Raw genomic sequence first — 18,230 nt, 5'->3', positions numbered from 1 at the left:
CGCTGAAATCACGCGGCCACGGCTTCGCCGGATGCGGCCATGATTTCCTCTTTAGATACCGACGGATCGAACTCGGCGACGATTTGCCCGCGCGCCATGACGATGATGCGATGGGCGACGCTGAAGCATTCGCCGACTTCCGAGGTGGAATAGATCACCGCAAGCCCGCGCCCGGCGCGTTCCCCAAGCAGCTTGAACACCTCCGCCTTGGCGCCGATGTCGATGCCGCGCGACGGCTCGTCGAGCAGCATCACGCCCGGATGGGTGGCGAGCATCTTACCGATCACGACCTTCTGCTGGTTGCCGCCCGAAAGCGACCCGATCGGCGCACCGCCGCCATCGGTCTTGATATGCACGTCGTCAATCGCGCCCTCGACGATGCCGCGCTCGGCCTTGCGGGAGGTGAAGACCCGGCGGGTGAAACTGGGGATCGAGGCGAGCGAGAGATTGCGGCCGACGGTCATGGTCTGCACCAGCCCGTCGCGCTGACGGTCTTCCGGCACCAGCACCAGCCCGGCCTCGATCCGCTGGGCAATGCTGAGATGCGACACGTCCTCGCCATTGAGCAGGATCTGGCCGCCGACGCTGCGGCTGCGCCCGGCGATGCATTCCAGCATTTCCGTGCGTCCGGCGCCCATCAGCCCGTAAATGCAGACAATCTCGCCGGCGCGCAGGTCGAGCGACAGATGATCGACGGCAAGCCGGCCGGTGCCGGAGGCATCCTCGACGCAGAGATCGCGCAGCGACAGCTTCACCTCGCCGAATTCATAGCCGGTCGGCGGCGAGCCGAGATCGAAATTGTCGCCGACCATGTTGCGCACGATCCATTCGAGATCGATATCCTTGCGCTCGCCGAAAGCGGTCATGGTGCCGTCGCGCAGAACCACGGCATGATCGGTGATCTGCAGCGCTTCTTCCAGGTGGTGCGAAATGTAGACGATCGAGACGCCGCGGCTTTTCAGGTCCGCGATCACCTTGAACAGCACCTCGACCTCCGAGGCGCTGAGCGCCGAGGTCGGCTCGTCCATGATCAGGATACGGGAATTGACGGAAAGCGCGCGGGCGATCTCGACGATCTGCTGCTGGCCGAGACGCAGGTCCTCCACCGGCGTCAGCGGATCGATGTCCTCTTCCAGCTCCTCCATCAGTATGCGGGTCTGGCGTTCCTCCTCGGCGAAATCGACGCCCTTGGCGGTGCGGATCTCGCGGCCCATGAAGATATTGTCGCGCACATTCATGTTGGGCGCGAGGCTGAGCTCCTGGTGAATGATCGAAATGCCCTGGGACGCCGCATCGGCGGCCGAGCTGAAGGTCACCGGTGCGCCGTCGAGAATGATCTCGCCGGAGGTGGGGCGCACGATGCCGGAAAGCACCTTCATCAGCGTTGACTTGCCGGCGCCGTTTTCGCCGAACAGCGTGGTGACGCTGCCGTAATGGACGTCGAAATTGACGCCCTTCAGCGCGTGGATATTGCCGTAGGACTTGGCGATGTTGCGGGCCGCGAGGACGACCTCGTCCCTGCTGCGCGGGTTGTCGGTTGTCCTGGTCATTCTACGCTCATCTCCACCGGCGTAACCAGCCAGTTCTTCGGATTGATCAGCTTGAAGACGCCGGTGACGGAGATCGTCTTGCCGGAAAGGTTCGCGGTGTCGATACCGGCGAGCACGTCCTTCTTCATCTCGTTGTTCAGTGCGGAGCCGGCGTCCTGATACTCGATCTGGTTCTTGAACTGGCCGAAGGCGATCGTGCCGGTGGCGTCGCGCAGGTCGGTGCCGTTGATCGCCGGGCCGGTCTGGACGCGGATGTTGATCTCTTCCGGCACGCCTTCGACGGCGACCGGGTAGATGCCGCTCTTGGCTTCGCCGGCAACGCCGGTGAAGCTGACCGGCATCACCGCGCCGATCCCGGCCTTCACGCCATATTTCTCGATCGCGGCGTCCTTGTCGGCGGCGATGTCGCTCGCAAGCGTTGCCGCATCCACGGCCCGGTCCTCGACGCTTTTTTGAACAATCGGGAAGTTCTCGGCTCCGAAGGCCTCCGGCGAGAAACCGTCTTCCGTCACATGCTCGGCGGTGCCGATGCGCACGACCTTGGTGTCGAAGGCCATGGCCGCGACGACGACCACGACCGCGAGCGTGCCGATGATCATCGGCAGTTTCGAGCCGCGCGGACGGGCGGAGGGGGCGGAAGAAGGGTTTGTGGTTTGTGCACTCATCAGGAGGTGACCTTCAGACGCTGGAATTTTGAACATGAAAGCGCGCCGCCGACCCCGCGGGCGGCAGGCGACGCCAGAAGGCGGACACGGCAGATTAATGGCAGTGTTGGCATCAGGTCGCTCCTCCCTTGCGGCTCCTTGATGGCGCGCCTCCGCAACGTCCTCTCGCTGCTTCGGCACGGCCGGCTGAACCGGCGGCCACGGATAACAGTTCGTGTTATCGCTATGTTATCTATTCGGCAAACTATGTTATAATTAAACTTGGCTGTCAATCACCGCGATCAAAATCCGCTTGACGGGCGCTTGATCCAGCCGAGCCCCATCCTTTCCGGATACGCTAATCCCTATAGTTCTGGCGATGAAAGGCGGTTTGTACGGCCTGCCTTATCATGCAAGATCATGTTCGCTTCATTGACAGAATGCGGTTCTGGTGAAATAAATTGCCATAAATATAAAAAATTACAAAAAGGGAGAGAGCATGGCGCGAGCGGGTCGACGGCGCGATTTTGACGAGAGCATGGCGCTACGCGCCGCGTGGCTTCATTACGGGGGCGGACTGACCCAGGCCGAGGTTGCCGCGCGTCTGGACATCTCCACCGTCAAGGCCCACCGGCTGATCGCCTGGGCCAACCAGAGCGGCGCGGTGAAGGTTTCGATCGATGGCGACGTCGCCGAATGCGTCGCGCTCGAAACCCGGCTGTCGGAAGAATTCGGCCTGACCCATTGCGAGGTGGTTCCCGATCTCGGCGAGCGCGGGATGCCGCTCAGAGCCCTCGGCATTGCGGGCGCGCGCTTCATCCGCCAGGAAATCGAATCCGAGCGCTCGGAGGTGATTGGCGTCGGCCATGGCCGGACGCTCGCGAGCGCGGTGGACGCGCTGCCGCGCATTACGGCCAACGGCGTGCGCTTTGTGTCGCTGATGGGCGGGCTGACCCGCAACTACGCCGCCAACCCTCACGACGTCATCCACCGGCTTGCCGAAAAGACCGGCGCCTCGGCCTATGTCATGCCGATCCCGTTCTTCGCCAACACGGCCGCCGACCGCGAGGTGTTTCTCGCCCAGCGCGGCGTGTCGCAGGTGATCGACCTCGCGGCCCGCTCCGATCTGATGCTGGTCGGCATCGGCACCGCCAATCCGGGCGCGCAGCTTGTGGCATCTCATATGATCGATGTCGCCGAGATCGGCGAGGTGCAGGAGCGCGGCGGCGCCGGCGAGGTGCTCGGCCACTTCTTCGACCGCGACGGTCAGCTTGTCGAGACCTCGCTTTCGGCCCGCACCGTGTCGCTCGATATCAGAGCGCTGGGCAACCGCCGGATCGTCGCGATCGCGGGCGGCGAGGAGAAACTCAATGCCATGGCTGCGGTGCTGCGCAGCGGCACGATCAGCGGCCTGATCACCGACGAGGCGACCGCGACGGCGCTTGCTGACGGCAGGACCGGGTAGGGAGGCAGCATCATGGCCAGTCACAGCGGACGCGGCGATATTCTGATCGGCATCGATGCCGGCACATCGGTGATCAAAGCCGTCGCCTTCGACCTCGGCGGAAGGCAGATTGCCGAGGCGGCGGTGAAGAACCGCTACCGGACCGGCCATGACGGTTCCGCGACCCAGTCCATGGCGGAAACATGGGACGATTGCGCGGAGGCGCTCCGCCATCTCGGCGACAAGGTCGAGGGGCTTGCCGCCCGCACGGCGGCGATTGCCGTGACGGGGCAGGGCGATGGCACCTGGCTTGCCGATGGCGACCACAGGCCGGTCGGCGATGCCTGGCTGTGGCTCGACGCCCGCGCAGCCCCCACCGTCGACCGGCTGAACAAGGGCGCGGGCGAACGCGCCCGGTTCGAGGCGACCGGCACCGGTCTCAATACCTGCCAGCAGGGCGCGCAGATGGCGCATATGGCGGCGACTCGGCCGGAGCTTCTGGCCAATGCCGCGGTGGCGCTCCATTGCAAGGACTGGCTCTATCTCAACCTCACCGGCGTGCGGGCGACCGACCCCTCCGAGGCGAGCTTCACCTTCGGCAATTTCCGCAACCGCGCCTATGATGACGGCGTGATCGAGACCCTCGGCCTGCGCGACTTCCGGCATCTGCTGCCGGAGATCGTCGATGGCACCGAAACCACGCATCCCCTGAGCGCCGATGCGGCGAGCCAGGCCGGGCTTCTTGCCGGAACGCCGGTCAGCCTCGGCTATGTCGACATGGTGATGACCGCGCTTGGCGCCGGCGTCTATACCGGCGGCGCGGGCACGGCCTGTTCCACCATCGGCTCGACCGGCGTGCATATGCGCGCCGTCCACGCATCAGAGGTCCGGCTCAACGACGACAACACCGGTTATGTCATCGCGCTGCCGGTGCCGGACATGGTCACCCAGGTCCAGACCAATATGGCGGCGACGCTGAATATCGACTGGGTGCTGGAGGTGGGCCGCGGCCTGCTTGCCGATATGGGCGTGGAGGCGACGCACCGCGATCTGGTCGGGAAGATCGACGACTGGCTTTCGCGGGCACGGCCGGGATCGCTCCTCTACCACCCCTATATTTCCGAGGCCGGCGAGCGCGGTCCGTTCATCAATGCCGATGCCCGGGCGGGCTTCATCGGCCTTTCGGCCGGCCATCGTTATCCCGATCTGGTGCGGGCGGTGGTCGAGGGCCTCGCGATGGCGGCGCATGATTGCTACGCCGAAATGGGCGAGATGCCGGGCGAATTGCGCCTCACAGGCGGGGCCGCCCGCTCGCGCGGCCTGCGCTCCGTGCTGTCGGCGACAATCGGCGCGCCGGTCAGGGTTTCCGCGCGCGAGGAAGCCGGTGCGGCGGGTGCTGCCATGATGGCGGCGGTCGCGATCGGCGTTTATCCCGATATGGAGCGCTGCATCGGCGAATGGGTCACGCCGCTTCTGGGCGAGGCCGAGCGCCCCGATCCGGCAATGGCCGCGCTCTATCAGCGGCGCTATCCGACCTATGCCGCCGCGCGCCGCGCGCTGGAACCGATCTGGAATGCAATGGCGAAGGATCGCCGCGCCGAACGCGATGGCGCGGCCGATGCCGCCGATGAAAGGACGAAGTCATGAGCGAAGCCGGGATGATCGATCTGTTTGTGATTGGCGGCGGAATCAACGGCGCGGGCATCGCCCGCGATGCCGCCGGCCGCGGCCTTTCCGTGGTGCTGTGCGAGAAGGACGACCTTGCCGAAGGCACCTCGTCGCGCTCCGGCAAGCTGGTCCATGGCGGCTTGCGCTATCTCGAGTATTACGAGTTCCGGCTGGTGCGCGAGGCGCTGATCGAGCGCGAGGTGCTGATGAACAATGCCCCGCACATCATCTGGCCGCTGCGCTTCGTGCTGCCGCACTCGCCCGATGACCGCCCGGCCTGGCTCGTTCGCCTCGGCCTGTTTCTCTACGACCATCTCGGCGGCCGCAAGAAGCTGCCCGGCACCCGCGTGCTCGATCTGAAGCGCGATCCGGTCGGCGCGCCGCTCCTCGACAAGTACACGCGCGGTTTTGAGTATTCCGACTGTTGGGTGGACGATGCCCGCCTCGTGGTGCTGAACGCGGTCGATGCCGCCCGCAAGGGCGCCACCGTTCTGACGCGCACGCCGTGTGTCTCCGCGCGGCGCGAGGATGGCGGCTGGACGATCGAGACCAAGGACATGATGACCGGCGAGGCGCGGACCTTCCGGGCGAAAATCCTGGTCAATGCGGCAGGCCCCTGGGTGAACGACGTGGTACGCCGCGTCGCCGGCTCCAATTCCAGCCGCAATGTCCGCCTGGTCAAGGGCAGCCATATCATCACCGAGAAGTTCTGGGAGGGGCCGCACAGCTACCTGGTCCAGAACCACGACAAGCGGGTGATCTTCATCAATGCCTATGAGGGCAACAAGGCGCTGATCGGCACCACCGACATCGCCTATGAGGGCCATGCCGAGGAAGTGCAGGCCGACGAGGGCGAGATCCAGTACCTGCTCGACGTGGTTAACCGATACTTCAAGCAGAAGCTTACGCGCGACGATGTCGAGGAAACCTTCTCCGGCGTGCGCCCGCTGTTCGATGATGGCCAGGGCAATCCGTCGGCCGTGACCCGCGACTATGTGTTCGATCTCGACGAGACCGGCGGCGCGCCGATGCTCAACGTCTTCGGCGGCAAGATCACTACGTTTCGCGAGCTTGCCGAGCGCGGCATGCACAAGCTCAAGAAATTCTTTCCCGGCATGGGCGGTGACTGGACCGACAGCGCGCCGCTGCCCGGCGGCGACATGGAAAACGCCGATTACGAGACCTTCCGCGACAGGATGAAGACCGACTATCCGTGGATGCCGTCTTCGTTGCGCCGCCATTATGGCCGGCTTTATGGCACGGCGATCGCCGATATCGTCGGTTCGGCTGATGGCATTGAGGGGCTGGGCCGTCATTTCGGCGGCAATCTCTACGAGGCCGAGGCGCGCTATCTTGTCGAACATGAATGGGCGCGCACCGCAGAGGACGTGCTGTGGCGGCGCACCAAGCATCGCCTGCATCTGAGCGATGCCGAGCAGGCCGCCTTCACCGTCTGGTTCGACGCCGAACTGACGTGAATTCAAAACGAAAGGCCTGAGCGATGCCGCTGACGCTTTCCCTGAACACCAATCCGCTCGTCAACCGCTTCGCCGATCCGGTGGACCTGATCGAGACCACCGCGCGCGACCTGAAGCTGCGCGACCTTCAGCTCACCCATGAATTTATCAACCCATCCTGGCCCGCCCCGGTTATCCGTCGGCTCACGCGGGAGATGGATGGCGCGCTCCAGCGCACCGGGGTCAGGGTCACCTCGGGCATGACCGGCCCCTATGGCCGGCTCAACCATTTCGGCCATCCCGACCGCGACGTGCGGCGCTATTATGTCGACTGGTTCAAGACCTTTGCCGATATCATCGGCGATCTCGGCGGCGTCTCGGTCGGCACCCAGTTCGCGATCCTCACCTTTGCCGATTACGACGATCCCAAGCGCCGCAAGGACCTGATCACGATCGCGATCGACTGCTGGGCCGAGGTGGCCGAACATGCAAAGGCCGCCGGCCTTTCCTATGTTTTCTGGGAGCCGATGTCGGTCGGCCGCGAATTCGGCCACACAATCGCGGACTGCATGGCGCTGCAGGATCGTCTCACGGCCGCCAACATGGCGGTGCCGATGTGGATGATGGCCGATATCGACCATGGCGACGTCACCTCTGACAATCCCGACGACTACGACCCCTATGCCTGGGCGCGTGCGGTGCCGAAGGTCTCCCCGATCATCCACATCAAGCAGAGCCTGATGGACAAGGGCGGCCATCGCCCGTTCACCGCGGCGTTCAACGCCAAGGGCCAGATCCAGCCGGAGCCGCTGTTGCAGGCGTTTGCCGAGGGCGGGGCGGTCGACAACGAAATCTGCCTCGAACTCAGCTTCAAGGAGCGCGAGCCCAATGACCGTGAGGTGATCCCGCATATCGCCGAAAGCGTGGCCTTCTGGGCGCCCTATATCGATACCGGCGCCGGCGACCTGAAAATCTGAGGGCGTCGGTCTTCAGCGACATGCGCCGGGCCGACGCATGTTGTCATTGCAACGCTATCAGAACGGTACGCTGAGACGGACCTTGCCGGCGCTGGAGGTGATCTCGTCGGAAAAATGGCCCTCATATTCAAGCCTGAGGTCGACATTCTTCAGCGTCGTGAGCTGGAAGCCGGCGGCGACGGTAGCGAAGGTATTGCCGAAATCAAGCGATGTGTTGAAGTCGCTGCCGGAGACCGGAGAAGCGGTAAACCGCGCATTGGTCTTCCAGTCGTTGCTCGACATCACGGTCATCCCGAGCCGGCCATAGAGCCTCAGCGTCTCGCCGCTATCGAAATTGTAGCGGCTGCCGATCTCGATATTCGGCGATGCGGCAAAACTCCACTGACCATGGCCGTCGACCTGAAGACCATAAGTGCCGGTTTCAGTGTAGCCGTCCTGCCAGGTGTAGACCGCGTCGAGATCGACATAGGGCTTCAGATAGACGCCCTCGAGATCGATCATCTTCGCGATGCGACCGGTGAAAGACCCGGCCGCGACGTCGGGAGAACTCGAAACCACCTCGGCGATATAGGGAATGTTGATCGAGCGGTCGATATCATAGCTGCCATAGCTGCCGGCAAGCGCGCCGGCAAAGGTCCAGTCATCGACCTCATGCTTCAGACTGACGCCCGCATAGACGGCATCGCCATCGCCGCTGACGGAGCCGCTGTCCTGCGACAGCCAGACCTGCTGATAGGCAAGCGAGCCGCCGAGGAACCAGCCAGGCGTGAACTCCTTCTGCCCGCCGAACTGGAAGGTGAAAGTGTCGAGGTCATAGCTCGCGGCGTTTGCGACCGCGCCGCGCCGGTCATTGCTGCCGGAAACCGATGCCCAGGCGCAGCTTCCCTCGACGACCTTCACGCTGGCCCCCTCGAATTCCGGGCAGCTCATCAGGCTCGCGCCGAACTCGAGCATTTCGTAGTTCTGCTCCACCGCCGTCGCGAAGGCGGCGCGCGGACGAAGTTCATCGAGCGTTCCCGGATAATTTTCAGGCGCGCCGTCCGTCTGAGTGGCGAAGGCCCCGAACAAGCTGCCGAAGGCGTTGTTGCCGCCGGCGTTCCAGATCGTCTGCAGCGTATCAGCAAGCTGGTGCTGGTCGCTGTTGAGATTGGTCACCGCAGCCGGCGTGAAATCGGCGCCGGCGACGCGGAAGAACAGATCCTGGCCGATCGTATCGATCCGGTAGTCGAACAGCGTCGAATCGCGCGGCGTCAGGCCGCCCGTCATGCTGCCGGCCACCGTCAGGAAGCGGGCGGAGCGGTTGGGCAGAAGGCTGATCGCGTTCAACCCCATGGTTCCATCCAGTTTCGCATCGCGTTCCAGCGACAACAGGTCGGCATTGAAATTGTTGAGGTCGATATCCGGGATCAGCCAGCCGGTCGCGCCCTGCTCGAAATCGCCGGCAACCACCGTCGTGCCGGGCCGGCGGAAGCGGCCGATCTGGAAGGCGCCGTTGTTGACGATATCGGCGTCATAGAGATAGCCGTCCGTCAGCGTACCGCGGACGCCGTTTGTAACCGAGATTGCCATGGCATCGGCGTCACTCGCCTCAGAAGCGTTGTCGATGCTGCCGCTGATGCTGCCCGACCCCTGATTGTCGACCGTCAGCGAAGCGCTGCTGGCGCCATTCGGCGTATAATAAACCGCAAAATTGGAGTTATAGTCGTTGCCGGTCGCCGAGGCGCCGGACTGGATGCCGGCGCTGTCGGTGAGCGTCAGCGTGTTGGCAGTACCGCCCACGACCCAGACCGCCGCGGCGTCATCGCTCTGGCCGCCGGAAACCGTGCCACTGCCGCTGAGCCCAATGGCGACCTTGCCGTTTCCGGTAACGCCTTCGCTTTGGGCGAAGATGCCTATGCCATGCGCCCCCGTCGCCGAAACCGTGCCGGAGGAGTTGATGGTGATCGCGCCGCCCGTGCCGGAGGTGGCCGTCGAGGACAGGCCGGCAAAACCGGTGCCCCCGCCCTGGCCGCCAAAACCGCCGCCGCCGCCGAGCGACTGCGCCATAATACCGAAGGCCTCCGCACCGGCCGCCACCAGCGAACCGTTGAGCGTCAGGTCGATCGCCCCGCCGTTTCCGGTTGCGCCGCCCGAGGCCTGCGGATTGACCGGCAACACGGTGAGAATGCCGCCGGTCGCATCGCCGCCGATACCGCCGCCGCCGCCGATCGACTGGGCGACAAGCGCATGTGCGCCGGCGCCGCTGGTCTGGATGCCCTGGTTTGAGGTCGAGGTGAGGTTGAGCGTCACGCTATTGCCGTTGCCGCCGGCCCCGCCCTGACCGCCGATGGCGAGGTCGAGCCCGCCGGCGACGGCCCCGGTTGCGCCGATACCGCCGCCGCCGCCGATCGACTGCATCAAAAGACCGAACGAACGGTCGCCATAGGTGACGATGTCGGTTCCCGAGCCAAAATTGAAATCGACCGTGCTGCCATCGCCAGCAATGCCGCCCTTGCCGCCAATCGACAGGCTCAGTTCGGCGCTGCGGATGCGGGTGGCCTCCGTGCTGTTGCCGACGCCTCCCTGACCGCCGCCGCCACCGATGGATTGGGCAGCAATGCCGATCGCGTCGGAGCCATGGGTGATGATGTGGGGCGTGCTCGAATTAGCTGTCGAAACCGCCCCCCCGCTACCGCCGACGCCACCCGCGCCGCCGGCATCGCCGCCGATTGCAAGGGTGCCGGTCTGCTGGTCCGAACCGTCAGCCCCCTGACCGCCGCCGCCGCCGATCGACTGGGCGAGGATGCCATAGGCGCCATAGCCGTAGGTATGGATGTAGTCGGAGCCATAGGGCTCGAAGGTGAACGAGACCGGTCCGCCCGTGCTGCCGCTGCCGCCCTTTCCGCCGACCGCGACCTCGACATTGGCGGTGATCTGGCTGCCCGAGGCCACGGACGAACCGCCCTGTCCGCCGCCGCCGCCGATCGACTGCAAAACGACACCGTCGGCCCAATCGCCCATGGTTGTCACCTGGCCGCCAAAATCGAGGTCGATGGTACCGCCCGTTCCGCCGCTGCCGCCCTTGCCGCCGACATCGACGGTAAGTTCGTAGGTATTGCCCGCATCCGTCAGCCGCCCGAACTGGTCTTCAATATTACCGATCAGGTCGAGAATCTTGTGCGACGAGGCGTCGCTGCCGAGCGAACCGCCAATGCCGCCGCCGCCGCCGATCGACTGCATCACGATCGCATCGGCATCGCCGCCGAAGGTCTGGATGCCGCCATAGACCGAGCCCGTGACCGACTGGCCCTTGCCGCCCGAACCGCCGGTCAGCCCCAGCCCGACGTTAAGCCGTGCATCGTAGCCGCCGGCGCTGCCGGCAAGATACATTGTGCCGCCCTGCGAGGTGCCGCCGCCGCCGCCGATCGACTGCGCCACGATACCGCGCGAGCCCGAGCCCTGGGTCTGAATATTGTAGTTGCCGTAGTGATTGACCGTCACGTTACCGCCGTGGCCGCCTGTGCCGCCCTTGCCGCCCAACCCGATATCGGCCTTTATCGACACGGTTCCGCCCTGCGAATAGGCATTACTGTTGCCGATGCCGCCATTGCCGCCACCGCCGCCAATCGATTGCGCCAGAACGCCGTAAGAACTGTCGCTATAGGTCAGAAGCGTTGCGACCGGTGTCTTGCCCCTGATGGGGTCGGTCACATAGGCATTGGTGGCGCCGCTCCATTCACCCAGCGTTACGGTGACGGTGTTGCCGTTGCCGCCGCCCGAAGTCGAGAAATTGTAGTTGTTGTTGGTGCCGCCATTGGCTGTATCGCCCAGGATATTCCCCGCACCGCCGCCGAAGGAGACGCTTGCCGTCAATTCGACGGTATCCTTGTCGCCAAGCGTCGTTGAAAGCACCGAGGAATCGCCACCATTTCCGCCGCCGCCGCCGATCGACTGGGCGATGATGCCATTTGAGGCATCGCCGAGCGTGGTCAGACGCGAGGCTGAATCGAGCGAAACGTTGACCGTGCCGCCATCGCCGCCGTTACCGCCGTTGCCACCGACCGCGGCCTGATAGTTGAATGCCACCGGGACGCCGGTTCCCGTCGGCGCGGCAACGAGAAAGTCCTTGGCCGAGGTGGCGCCGCCGCTGCCGCCGCCACCGCCAATCGACTGGGCGATGATGCCGGCGGAGTCACCCGGCAGATTGATGCTGTCGCTGCGCACCACGGCGCCGGTGGCGATGGTAGATCCCGCAAGCGCAACATTGACGCTGTGTCCCGCTCCGCCGGTTCCGCCGCTGCCGCCGAGAATGAAGGCCGCATTGAAGCCGACAGTCGCATCGAAATAGTTGGCGCTGCCGCCGGTGCCGCCGCCCCCGCCGAGCGACTGGGCGATGATGGCGGGCGCCTGCGCGCCCGCAGTCGTGATCTGCAGATTATCCTGCTTGATCTTCACTATGCCGCCCGCGCCGCCGCCGCCGGCATTGCCGCCGGTCTGAAGCGCGATGAACGAGAGCACGCTGTAATTCTTGACGCTGCCGCCATTGCCGCCGCCGCCGCCGATCGACTGGGCGATCAGGCCCGGTGAGAAGTCGGCTGCGGTGCTGATCACAGCATTCCCCGAACTCGTCGCAGCGGCGAGCGCCGAGTCAATGGCCACCATAGCGCCATTTAAATTCTCGATCTCGCAAACAGCCGTATTGTCGATGCAGATGAGGCCGCCAAAGCCGCCCTCGGCAGCCGTGCCGCCCAACCCGATCGAGGCGATCGAAGACAAGGTCATCACCGCGCCGCCATTGCCGCCGCCGCCGCCGATCGATTGGACCACCGCACCCGGTGAAAATTCGCCGGCCGTGCTGATGCGGCCGAGATTGGAGATGGCGATCAGGCCGCCCCAACCGCCTGCACTGCCCTGGCCGCCGACGCCGGCCATACCCAGCGCGTCGCCACCCGAACCACCACCGCCGCCGACCGACTGGGCCAGAATGCCGATGGAGGAATCGCCGCCGGTGGTGATCGTCGCCGTGTTGGAGACGCCGACCGTTCCGCCATTCGCGGTCGTCGAACCCGCGGCATCACCGCCGACGCTGACAAGCCCGGACGACGAGCCAGCTGCGCCGCCACCGCCGCCGATGGATTGGGCGATGATGCCGAGGGAATTGTAACCGACCGTCGTGATATCGGCGGCATAATTAACCGTGACCGTGCCAGGCGTGCCGCCGCCCGCGCCATCGCCGCCAAGGGCAACGAGCGTGGAAACGTCGATGCCGCCCGTGCCGCCGCTGCCGGCGATCGATTGCGCCACCACGCCGAAGGCATTGTCGCCGGCCGTCGAAATCGCGATATCGCTGTTGACCGATACATTGCCGGCATCTCCGCCGTTACCGCCATTGCCGGCCTGTCCGCCAAGCACGCTGACGAACTCGCCGCCAGTGCCGCCGCCGCCGCCGATCGAATGCGCGATAATGCCCGCGGCGTAATCGCCGGTCGTCTGCAGCGTTCCGGCATTGGTGAAGCTGACATCGACGCTGCCGGCATTGCCGCCGAATCCGCCGCCGCCGCCCTGTCCTGCCAGCGCCGTTCCGTCGCCGCCATCGCCGCCCTGTCCGCCGAGGCTTTGGCCGATAACCCCGTAAACATAGTCACCGGCAGTCCTGATCGACATCGCTCCGCCTGTATTGCCGAGCGTGATGGCGCCGCCAGTGCCGCCATTGCCGCCAGGCTTGTCCTTGGTCGGCCCGGTGCCGCCCATGCCGCCAATGCTGCGCGCGGCCATCGCGGCGCTGATATAGGGCGACGACCCGGCGACATCGACGGTGATGCTGGTGTCGCTCTGGACCGTCACATTGCCGCCGGCGCCGCCCGCCCCGCCCGGATCGGAGGCGTCATTCTTGGTGTTATTATAGCCGCCGCCGCCCACGCTCAGTCCGGCAAGGCCGAAAAGGCCGTTGCCGCCCTCGGAAGTCGCGTTCCAGTAGATCGAGACGGCCGGCATTCCCGAAAGCGAGATCGCGCCGCCGCTGCCCGCATTGCCGTTGCTGTAACCACCGCCGCCGGCGACTGATTCGGCAATGAAACCTCCGCCCTCGGCAATGCCGGAAAACCGCGAAGACGAAGAGCCGATATTGGCCGAGCCGGCACCGTCGCCGCTGATCGTGATCGCCCCGCCGGCGCCGCCGACGCCGCCATACTGGTCGCCGGTCACGCCGCTGTTCTGGTTGCCGCCCGCCCCGCCGACGGTTAACGCGTAAAGGAGCGCCGCACCGCCGCTGCTGGAACCGTTGAGCGTATAGGTGGTGCCGCCATTGCTGGTGAATGTCAGCGCCCCGCCGACCCCGCCGGCGCCGCCGCTTGATTTGTAATTGTTGTTGGTCTCGTCACCGCTGCCGCCGAGGCTTTCCATCCGGATGAGGGACGAGAAGACGTATCCGCCTGACGCATCGACCGAACCGGTGAAGGAGCCGCCAGTATTGTTTAACGTCAGCCAGCCGCCAGCACCCGCCGCGCCTCCATTATCGTCCCCGCCGGCTCCCTCTGAGCCGATCAGCCAACCCGAATCATGCGTAGCGGAACTGATGTTCAGCGTCTGCGTCGAGCCGCTCTGCGTGACCTTGATCGCCGCCCCGTCATCTCCGGCATCCACCGAAAGCGCCGTCGCGTCGAGATTGACGGAGGCGCTGCCGGAGTCGATCGAACAGGTGACGGGGTCGCCGTTATAGTCGCAATCATCCGCCATACTCGGGGAAGCGGCCATGAGGGAAGCTGCGCACACCGAGCAGAACAGTACCGCCCGGACGCCGGGGGCCGCTGCCGCCACCCTCGTCTTTGCCGAGGCGGCGCCGCGTGCAACATTGAAAATCATGAAAGCCTCCCGAAGCCACTGGTGATTGATCGCGGCCGCTTTCGGCATTTCATGCGAAATCCCGTCGGGTCGGATTTACTTGCATCATGCCAAAGGAATGCGCGAATTCATCCGCATTTCGATGAAAGCCATGAATTTTTCGATGAACCGGCATTCGTTCCCGCATGGGAACGGCGTAAATTGAAGACATCGACAAAAAGGAACGGTTCCCGCCCATGGTCAGCGATACGGTGGAACTCAGCGCCGCAGACGGCGTGACGCCCGACAACGCGGCGCAGAGCAGTCGCGTGCCGATGCTCACGACATTCTGGGGCGCGCAGATCGCCTTCTGGAGCTTTCTGATCCTGTTCGCCTGGACCGCGCGGGTAATCACCTATGGCGATTTTTTCGTCGCCACGGTTATGACGCTGACAGTGGATCCGATCGCCTTTCTCATGACGGGCGCGCTGCATGCGCTCTTCCTGTCGCGCCAGCGGCGGATCACGTCCCTTCCGGTCATCCTCCTTCTGTTGTGCTTTTCTCTTGCCAGCGGGTTTTTGCTGAGCGAAATCGCCGATGTCGTGCGCCGGCTGGCGCTCGATGACGTCAGCCTGCCGCTCAATGCGGCAATGATGACCGTGTTTTATACGATCCTGTTTATCGGCTGGTCGCTGATGTATTTCTGGCGCGCGGCGCTGCTTGAGGCCCGCTCCGAGCGTCTGCGCGCGGCCGAGGCGCAGGCGGAGGCGATCCGGCTCGAAATGGAGCGGCTGCATTTGCAGCTCGCCCCGCATTTTCTTTTTAACGCTCTGAATTCCGTGGCCTCGGAAATTCACGACCGGCCCGACGAGGCGCTGGAGATGGTCCGCCGCATTGCCGCCTATCTGCGCTACTGTCTCGACCACGCGGCCCATTCGCGCTGCCCGCTGGAAGACGAATTGGAGGCGATGCGCGCCTATCTGCGCATCCAGGAACTGCGTTTCGAGGAAAGGCTGAGGACGACCGTCACCGTCGACCCCGCCGCGCTCAACGTGCTGGTGCCGCACATGATCCTTCAGGCGCTGGTGGAGAATGCCGTGAAGCACGGCCTGCGCCATCAGGACGACGCCATCGAGATCTCGGTCAGGGTGGAACGCCTTGATGACACGAGCATCGTCATCGAGGTCGTCAATTCCGGTGCGCTGCAGCCCGAGCAGCCGGGCCGCCCGGCGATCGGCCTGGCCAATACCCGACAGCGTCTCAATCTTCACTACCCGGAAGGCTATGAGCTGACGCTGAAACAGGCCGGCGACCGCGTCGTCGCCAGGCTCATGCTGAGGGGGTCCGCATGCCGCGTGTAATTCTGATTGATGACGAGCCGCCGGCACGCCGCGGCCTGAGGCGCATGCTCTCGGCCTTCGAAGATATCGAGGTCGTCGGCGAGGCCGGCACGATCGACCAGGCGCGCGCCTTGATCGCAACGCTCGACCCCGACGCGGTGTTTCTCGATATCGAGCTTTCGAGCGGAAAGGGCTTCGACATTGTCGCCGACCTGTCGCCCGATACCAATATCATCGTGGTGACGGCCTACAGCCTCTATGCGACCGACGCCTTCGACGTGGCCGCCCTCGATTTTCTGGTAAAGCCGGTCGACCCGGACCGGCTCGAGACCGCGATCAACCGGCTCAGGGAACGTCTTGTCCAGCAGCAGCCTTTAGCCGGCATCACAACCCGGCCGCCGACGCGCATTCTGCTGAAATCGATGATGTCTTCGGTCATGGTCTCGGTCAACACGATAACGCTGTTGCAGGCCGAGGCGGATTTCACCCGCGTACATGTCGATACCGACCAGACCTATCTCGCGGGCGGGCTTCTCGGCAAATTCGAGGCAGACCTGCCATCGCCGCCCTTTTGCCGGCTGAGCCGCTCGGTGATCGTCAATCTCGAGCAGATCCACGCGGTCGAATGGCAGACCGGCGGGCGCAGCGTTCTGCGCTTCAGCGCGGCCGGCCGCGAAATCCCGCTCGGCCGCTCCGCAACCAAACGCCTTCGCCAGCTTCTCGAGGCCTGATCAGGCAACTGCCGACAAGGTGCTGATTACTACATTTACCGGGTCGGGGAGGGCAACGCGGAAGCCGGCGCGAACGATCCGGCAGCCGCCACATCCGACGCAAGCTGGTTTTCCACCTCTGCCGTCTCCTCACCGACATCGACGCCGAAACTGTCGATCGGATAGCCGTATAGCGTCACGTTGGAGAGGCCGAGGGCGGAGCGGAGCGTGCCGCCGGTGAGGTGGCATTGCAACAGTGCGACATCGAGATCGCGTTCGCTGTCGCTGCGCTCGATCAGGGCGTTGTAGTAATCTTCCTCCGCGTCCAGCAGGTCGTTAAGGTTGCGGGTGCCGAGATCGAAATACTGGCTGCGGTATAGCGCCCGGGTCTGATCGAGCAGTTTCGTCTGGGTGTTCGCGGACGCGATCAACTGACGGGCATTGGTCATGGCCGTCCCGGCGTCAAGCGCATCGAGCGAGGCGGTCTGGCGCACCTTGTCGAGGCGCGCCTTTGCGGCGGCAAGCGCGTCCTCGGCCGCCCTCTTCGCGGCTTCGATCGCGCCGCCTTGCCAGAGCGTCGGCAGCACATTGAAATTAATGCCCACCCTGAAGCCATCATCATAAAGCGGCTGGCGGCCATAGGCCTCGGCCGAGACGCCGGGCAGGCGCGCCTTCCGGGCGTCTTCATATTCGAGCTGGGCCTGGGCGATTTCCAGATGCGCCAGCGCCACTTCCGGGAGCGTGTCGGGTACCGTCGGCGTCGGCGTGCAGGCCCCCGGGACCTTTTCCAGGTCCACATTCAGGTCGATGGCGAAGGGACCCGAATATTCGCGGAGCTGATTGGCGGCCCGGTCGCGTTCGGATTGCATTTCGAGCAGATCGTGTCGCGCCTTTTCCAGGCTGTTTTGCGCCGCCAGCACATCCGGCTGGGTGGTGGCGCCGGCCGATGCGCGCTGGCCGATCAGATTGCTCAGTTCGCCGAGGCGCTTGACCCGTTCCTGGTCTATCTTGACATTGTTGCGGTAGCGGCTGAACTCGGCGTAAGCGGTCAGCACATCGATCAGCACCTTGTCGGCATTGGCCTGAAACTCCAGCACGGCTTCCTGTGCGGAAAGGTCGGCGCGCGCCACCTCGCGGTCCGTCCTGCCGAAATCGAACAGCAACTGGTTGGCCGAAAGCACGAAGGACGGGTCGTCGGCATCGCCGACGCCGCCGGTCACGCCGCCGCTGACCGTCGGCAGGTAGCCGCCCTTGGCGACATCGATATTGCCGGTTGCCTCGCGAATGGTGGCCGCGCTCTCGATCATCGCCGGGCTTTGGTAAAGCGCCACCTGCACCAGACCGTCAATGCTCTGGCCGGCCGCCGTCAGATCGGCAGGCTTGTCGATCGCCGGCCGTTCCTGCTGGATCGAGCCGGTCCTGTCTTCAAACGATACGGAGGGTCGTCCGGCGCCACTTGTCGAGCAACTGGCGACGCCGGCCGCCAGGCTCAAAAAAAGGGCGAGATTCAGACGCCGTGCGGCCGAAGCCACACAGAGCATAATTTGCTGTGCCACTGCGCTTCCATATTATGCGGTCTTGAGAAAACGCCCGAAATGGGCCTCCCAGGACTGCTTTGTTCCCGAGCGGACAACGCACGCAC

Annotated in this window: 10 protein-coding genes; 6 read left to right on the top strand and 4 right to left on the bottom strand. The window is 64.7% G+C overall.

Going from position 1 to position 18,230, the window contains the following annotated elements; all coding sequences use genetic code 11:
* Positions 1–8: 8 nt before the first annotated feature.
* Positions 9–1,550 (bottom strand): sugar ABC transporter ATP-binding protein, encoded by a 1,542-nt coding sequence (locus V6767_RS07590; RefSeq protein ID WP_448472906.1) that lies wholly within the window; start codon positions 1,548–1,550, stop codon positions 9–11.
* Positions 1,547–2,215 (bottom strand): DUF2291 family protein, encoded by a 669-nt coding sequence (locus tag V6767_RS07585; RefSeq protein ID WP_448472905.1) that lies wholly within the window; start codon positions 2,213–2,215, stop codon positions 1,547–1,549. Before V6767_RS07585 ends, V6767_RS07590 begins: the two co-directional genes overlap by 4 nt.
* A gap of 478 nt (positions 2,216–2,693) precedes the next feature.
* Here V6767_RS07585 and V6767_RS07580 point away from each other — a divergent pair, with 478 nt between their 5' ends.
* The 4 genes from V6767_RS07580 to V6767_RS07565 are packed head-to-tail and all read left to right on the top strand — an operon-like array spanning position 2,694 to position 7,740.
* The gene (locus tag V6767_RS07580; protein WP_448472904.1) at positions 2,694–3,659 is read left to right on the top strand and encodes a sugar-binding transcriptional regulator; all 966 of its coding nucleotides are present in this window, start codon (positions 2,694–2,696) and stop codon (positions 3,657–3,659) included.
* A gap of 12 nt (positions 3,660–3,671) precedes the next feature.
* Positions 3,672–5,285, top strand: coding sequence for an FGGY family carbohydrate kinase (locus V6767_RS07575; protein ID WP_448472903.1), 1,614 nt, complete (start codon positions 3,672–3,674; stop codon positions 5,283–5,285).
* Positions 5,282–6,784, top strand: coding sequence for a glycerol-3-phosphate dehydrogenase (locus V6767_RS07570; RefSeq protein ID WP_448472902.1), 1,503 nt, complete (start codon positions 5,282–5,284; stop codon positions 6,782–6,784). Before V6767_RS07575 ends, V6767_RS07570 begins: the two co-directional genes overlap by 4 nt.
* A gap of 23 nt (positions 6,785–6,807) precedes the next feature.
* Complete coding sequence (locus tag V6767_RS07565; protein ID WP_448472901.1) at positions 6,808–7,740, top strand: TIM barrel protein; 933 nt, start codon at positions 6,808–6,810, stop codon at positions 7,738–7,740.
* A 57-nt stretch (positions 7,741–7,797) separates the two neighbouring features.
* On the opposite strand, the gene V6767_RS07560 is transcribed toward V6767_RS07565, so the two are convergent.
* The gene (locus V6767_RS07560; RefSeq protein ID WP_448472900.1) at positions 7,798–14,580 is read right to left on the bottom strand and encodes an autotransporter outer membrane beta-barrel domain-containing protein; all 6,783 of its coding nucleotides are present in this window, start codon (positions 14,578–14,580) and stop codon (positions 7,798–7,800) included.
* Between the two features lie 215 nt (positions 14,581–14,795).
* On the opposite strand from V6767_RS07560, the gene V6767_RS07555 reads away from it, so the two are divergent.
* Positions 14,796–15,899: a sensor histidine kinase gene (locus V6767_RS07555; RefSeq protein ID WP_448472899.1), complete on the top strand. Its 1,104-nt coding sequence runs from the start codon at positions 14,796–14,798 to the stop codon at positions 15,897–15,899.
* Positions 15,887–16,609: a LytR/AlgR family response regulator transcription factor gene (locus tag V6767_RS07550; protein ID WP_448472898.1), complete on the top strand. Its 723-nt coding sequence runs from the start codon at positions 15,887–15,889 to the stop codon at positions 16,607–16,609. The genes V6767_RS07555 and V6767_RS07550 overlap by 13 nt, the downstream gene beginning before the upstream one ends.
* Positions 16,610–16,644: 35 nt before the next feature.
* Here V6767_RS07550 and V6767_RS07545 read toward each other — a convergent pair whose 3' ends face one another.
* Positions 16,645–18,144 carry a TolC family protein gene (locus V6767_RS07545; protein WP_448472897.1) on the bottom strand — a complete coding sequence of 500 codons (1,500 nt, stop codon included), beginning with the start codon at positions 18,142–18,144 and terminating at the stop codon, positions 16,645–16,647.
* Between the last annotated feature and the right edge of the window lie 86 nt (positions 18,145–18,230).

Source organism: Martelella sp. FLE1502 (assembly GCF_053484255.1).
This window is presented reverse-complemented; position numbering and strand designations above follow the sequence as displayed.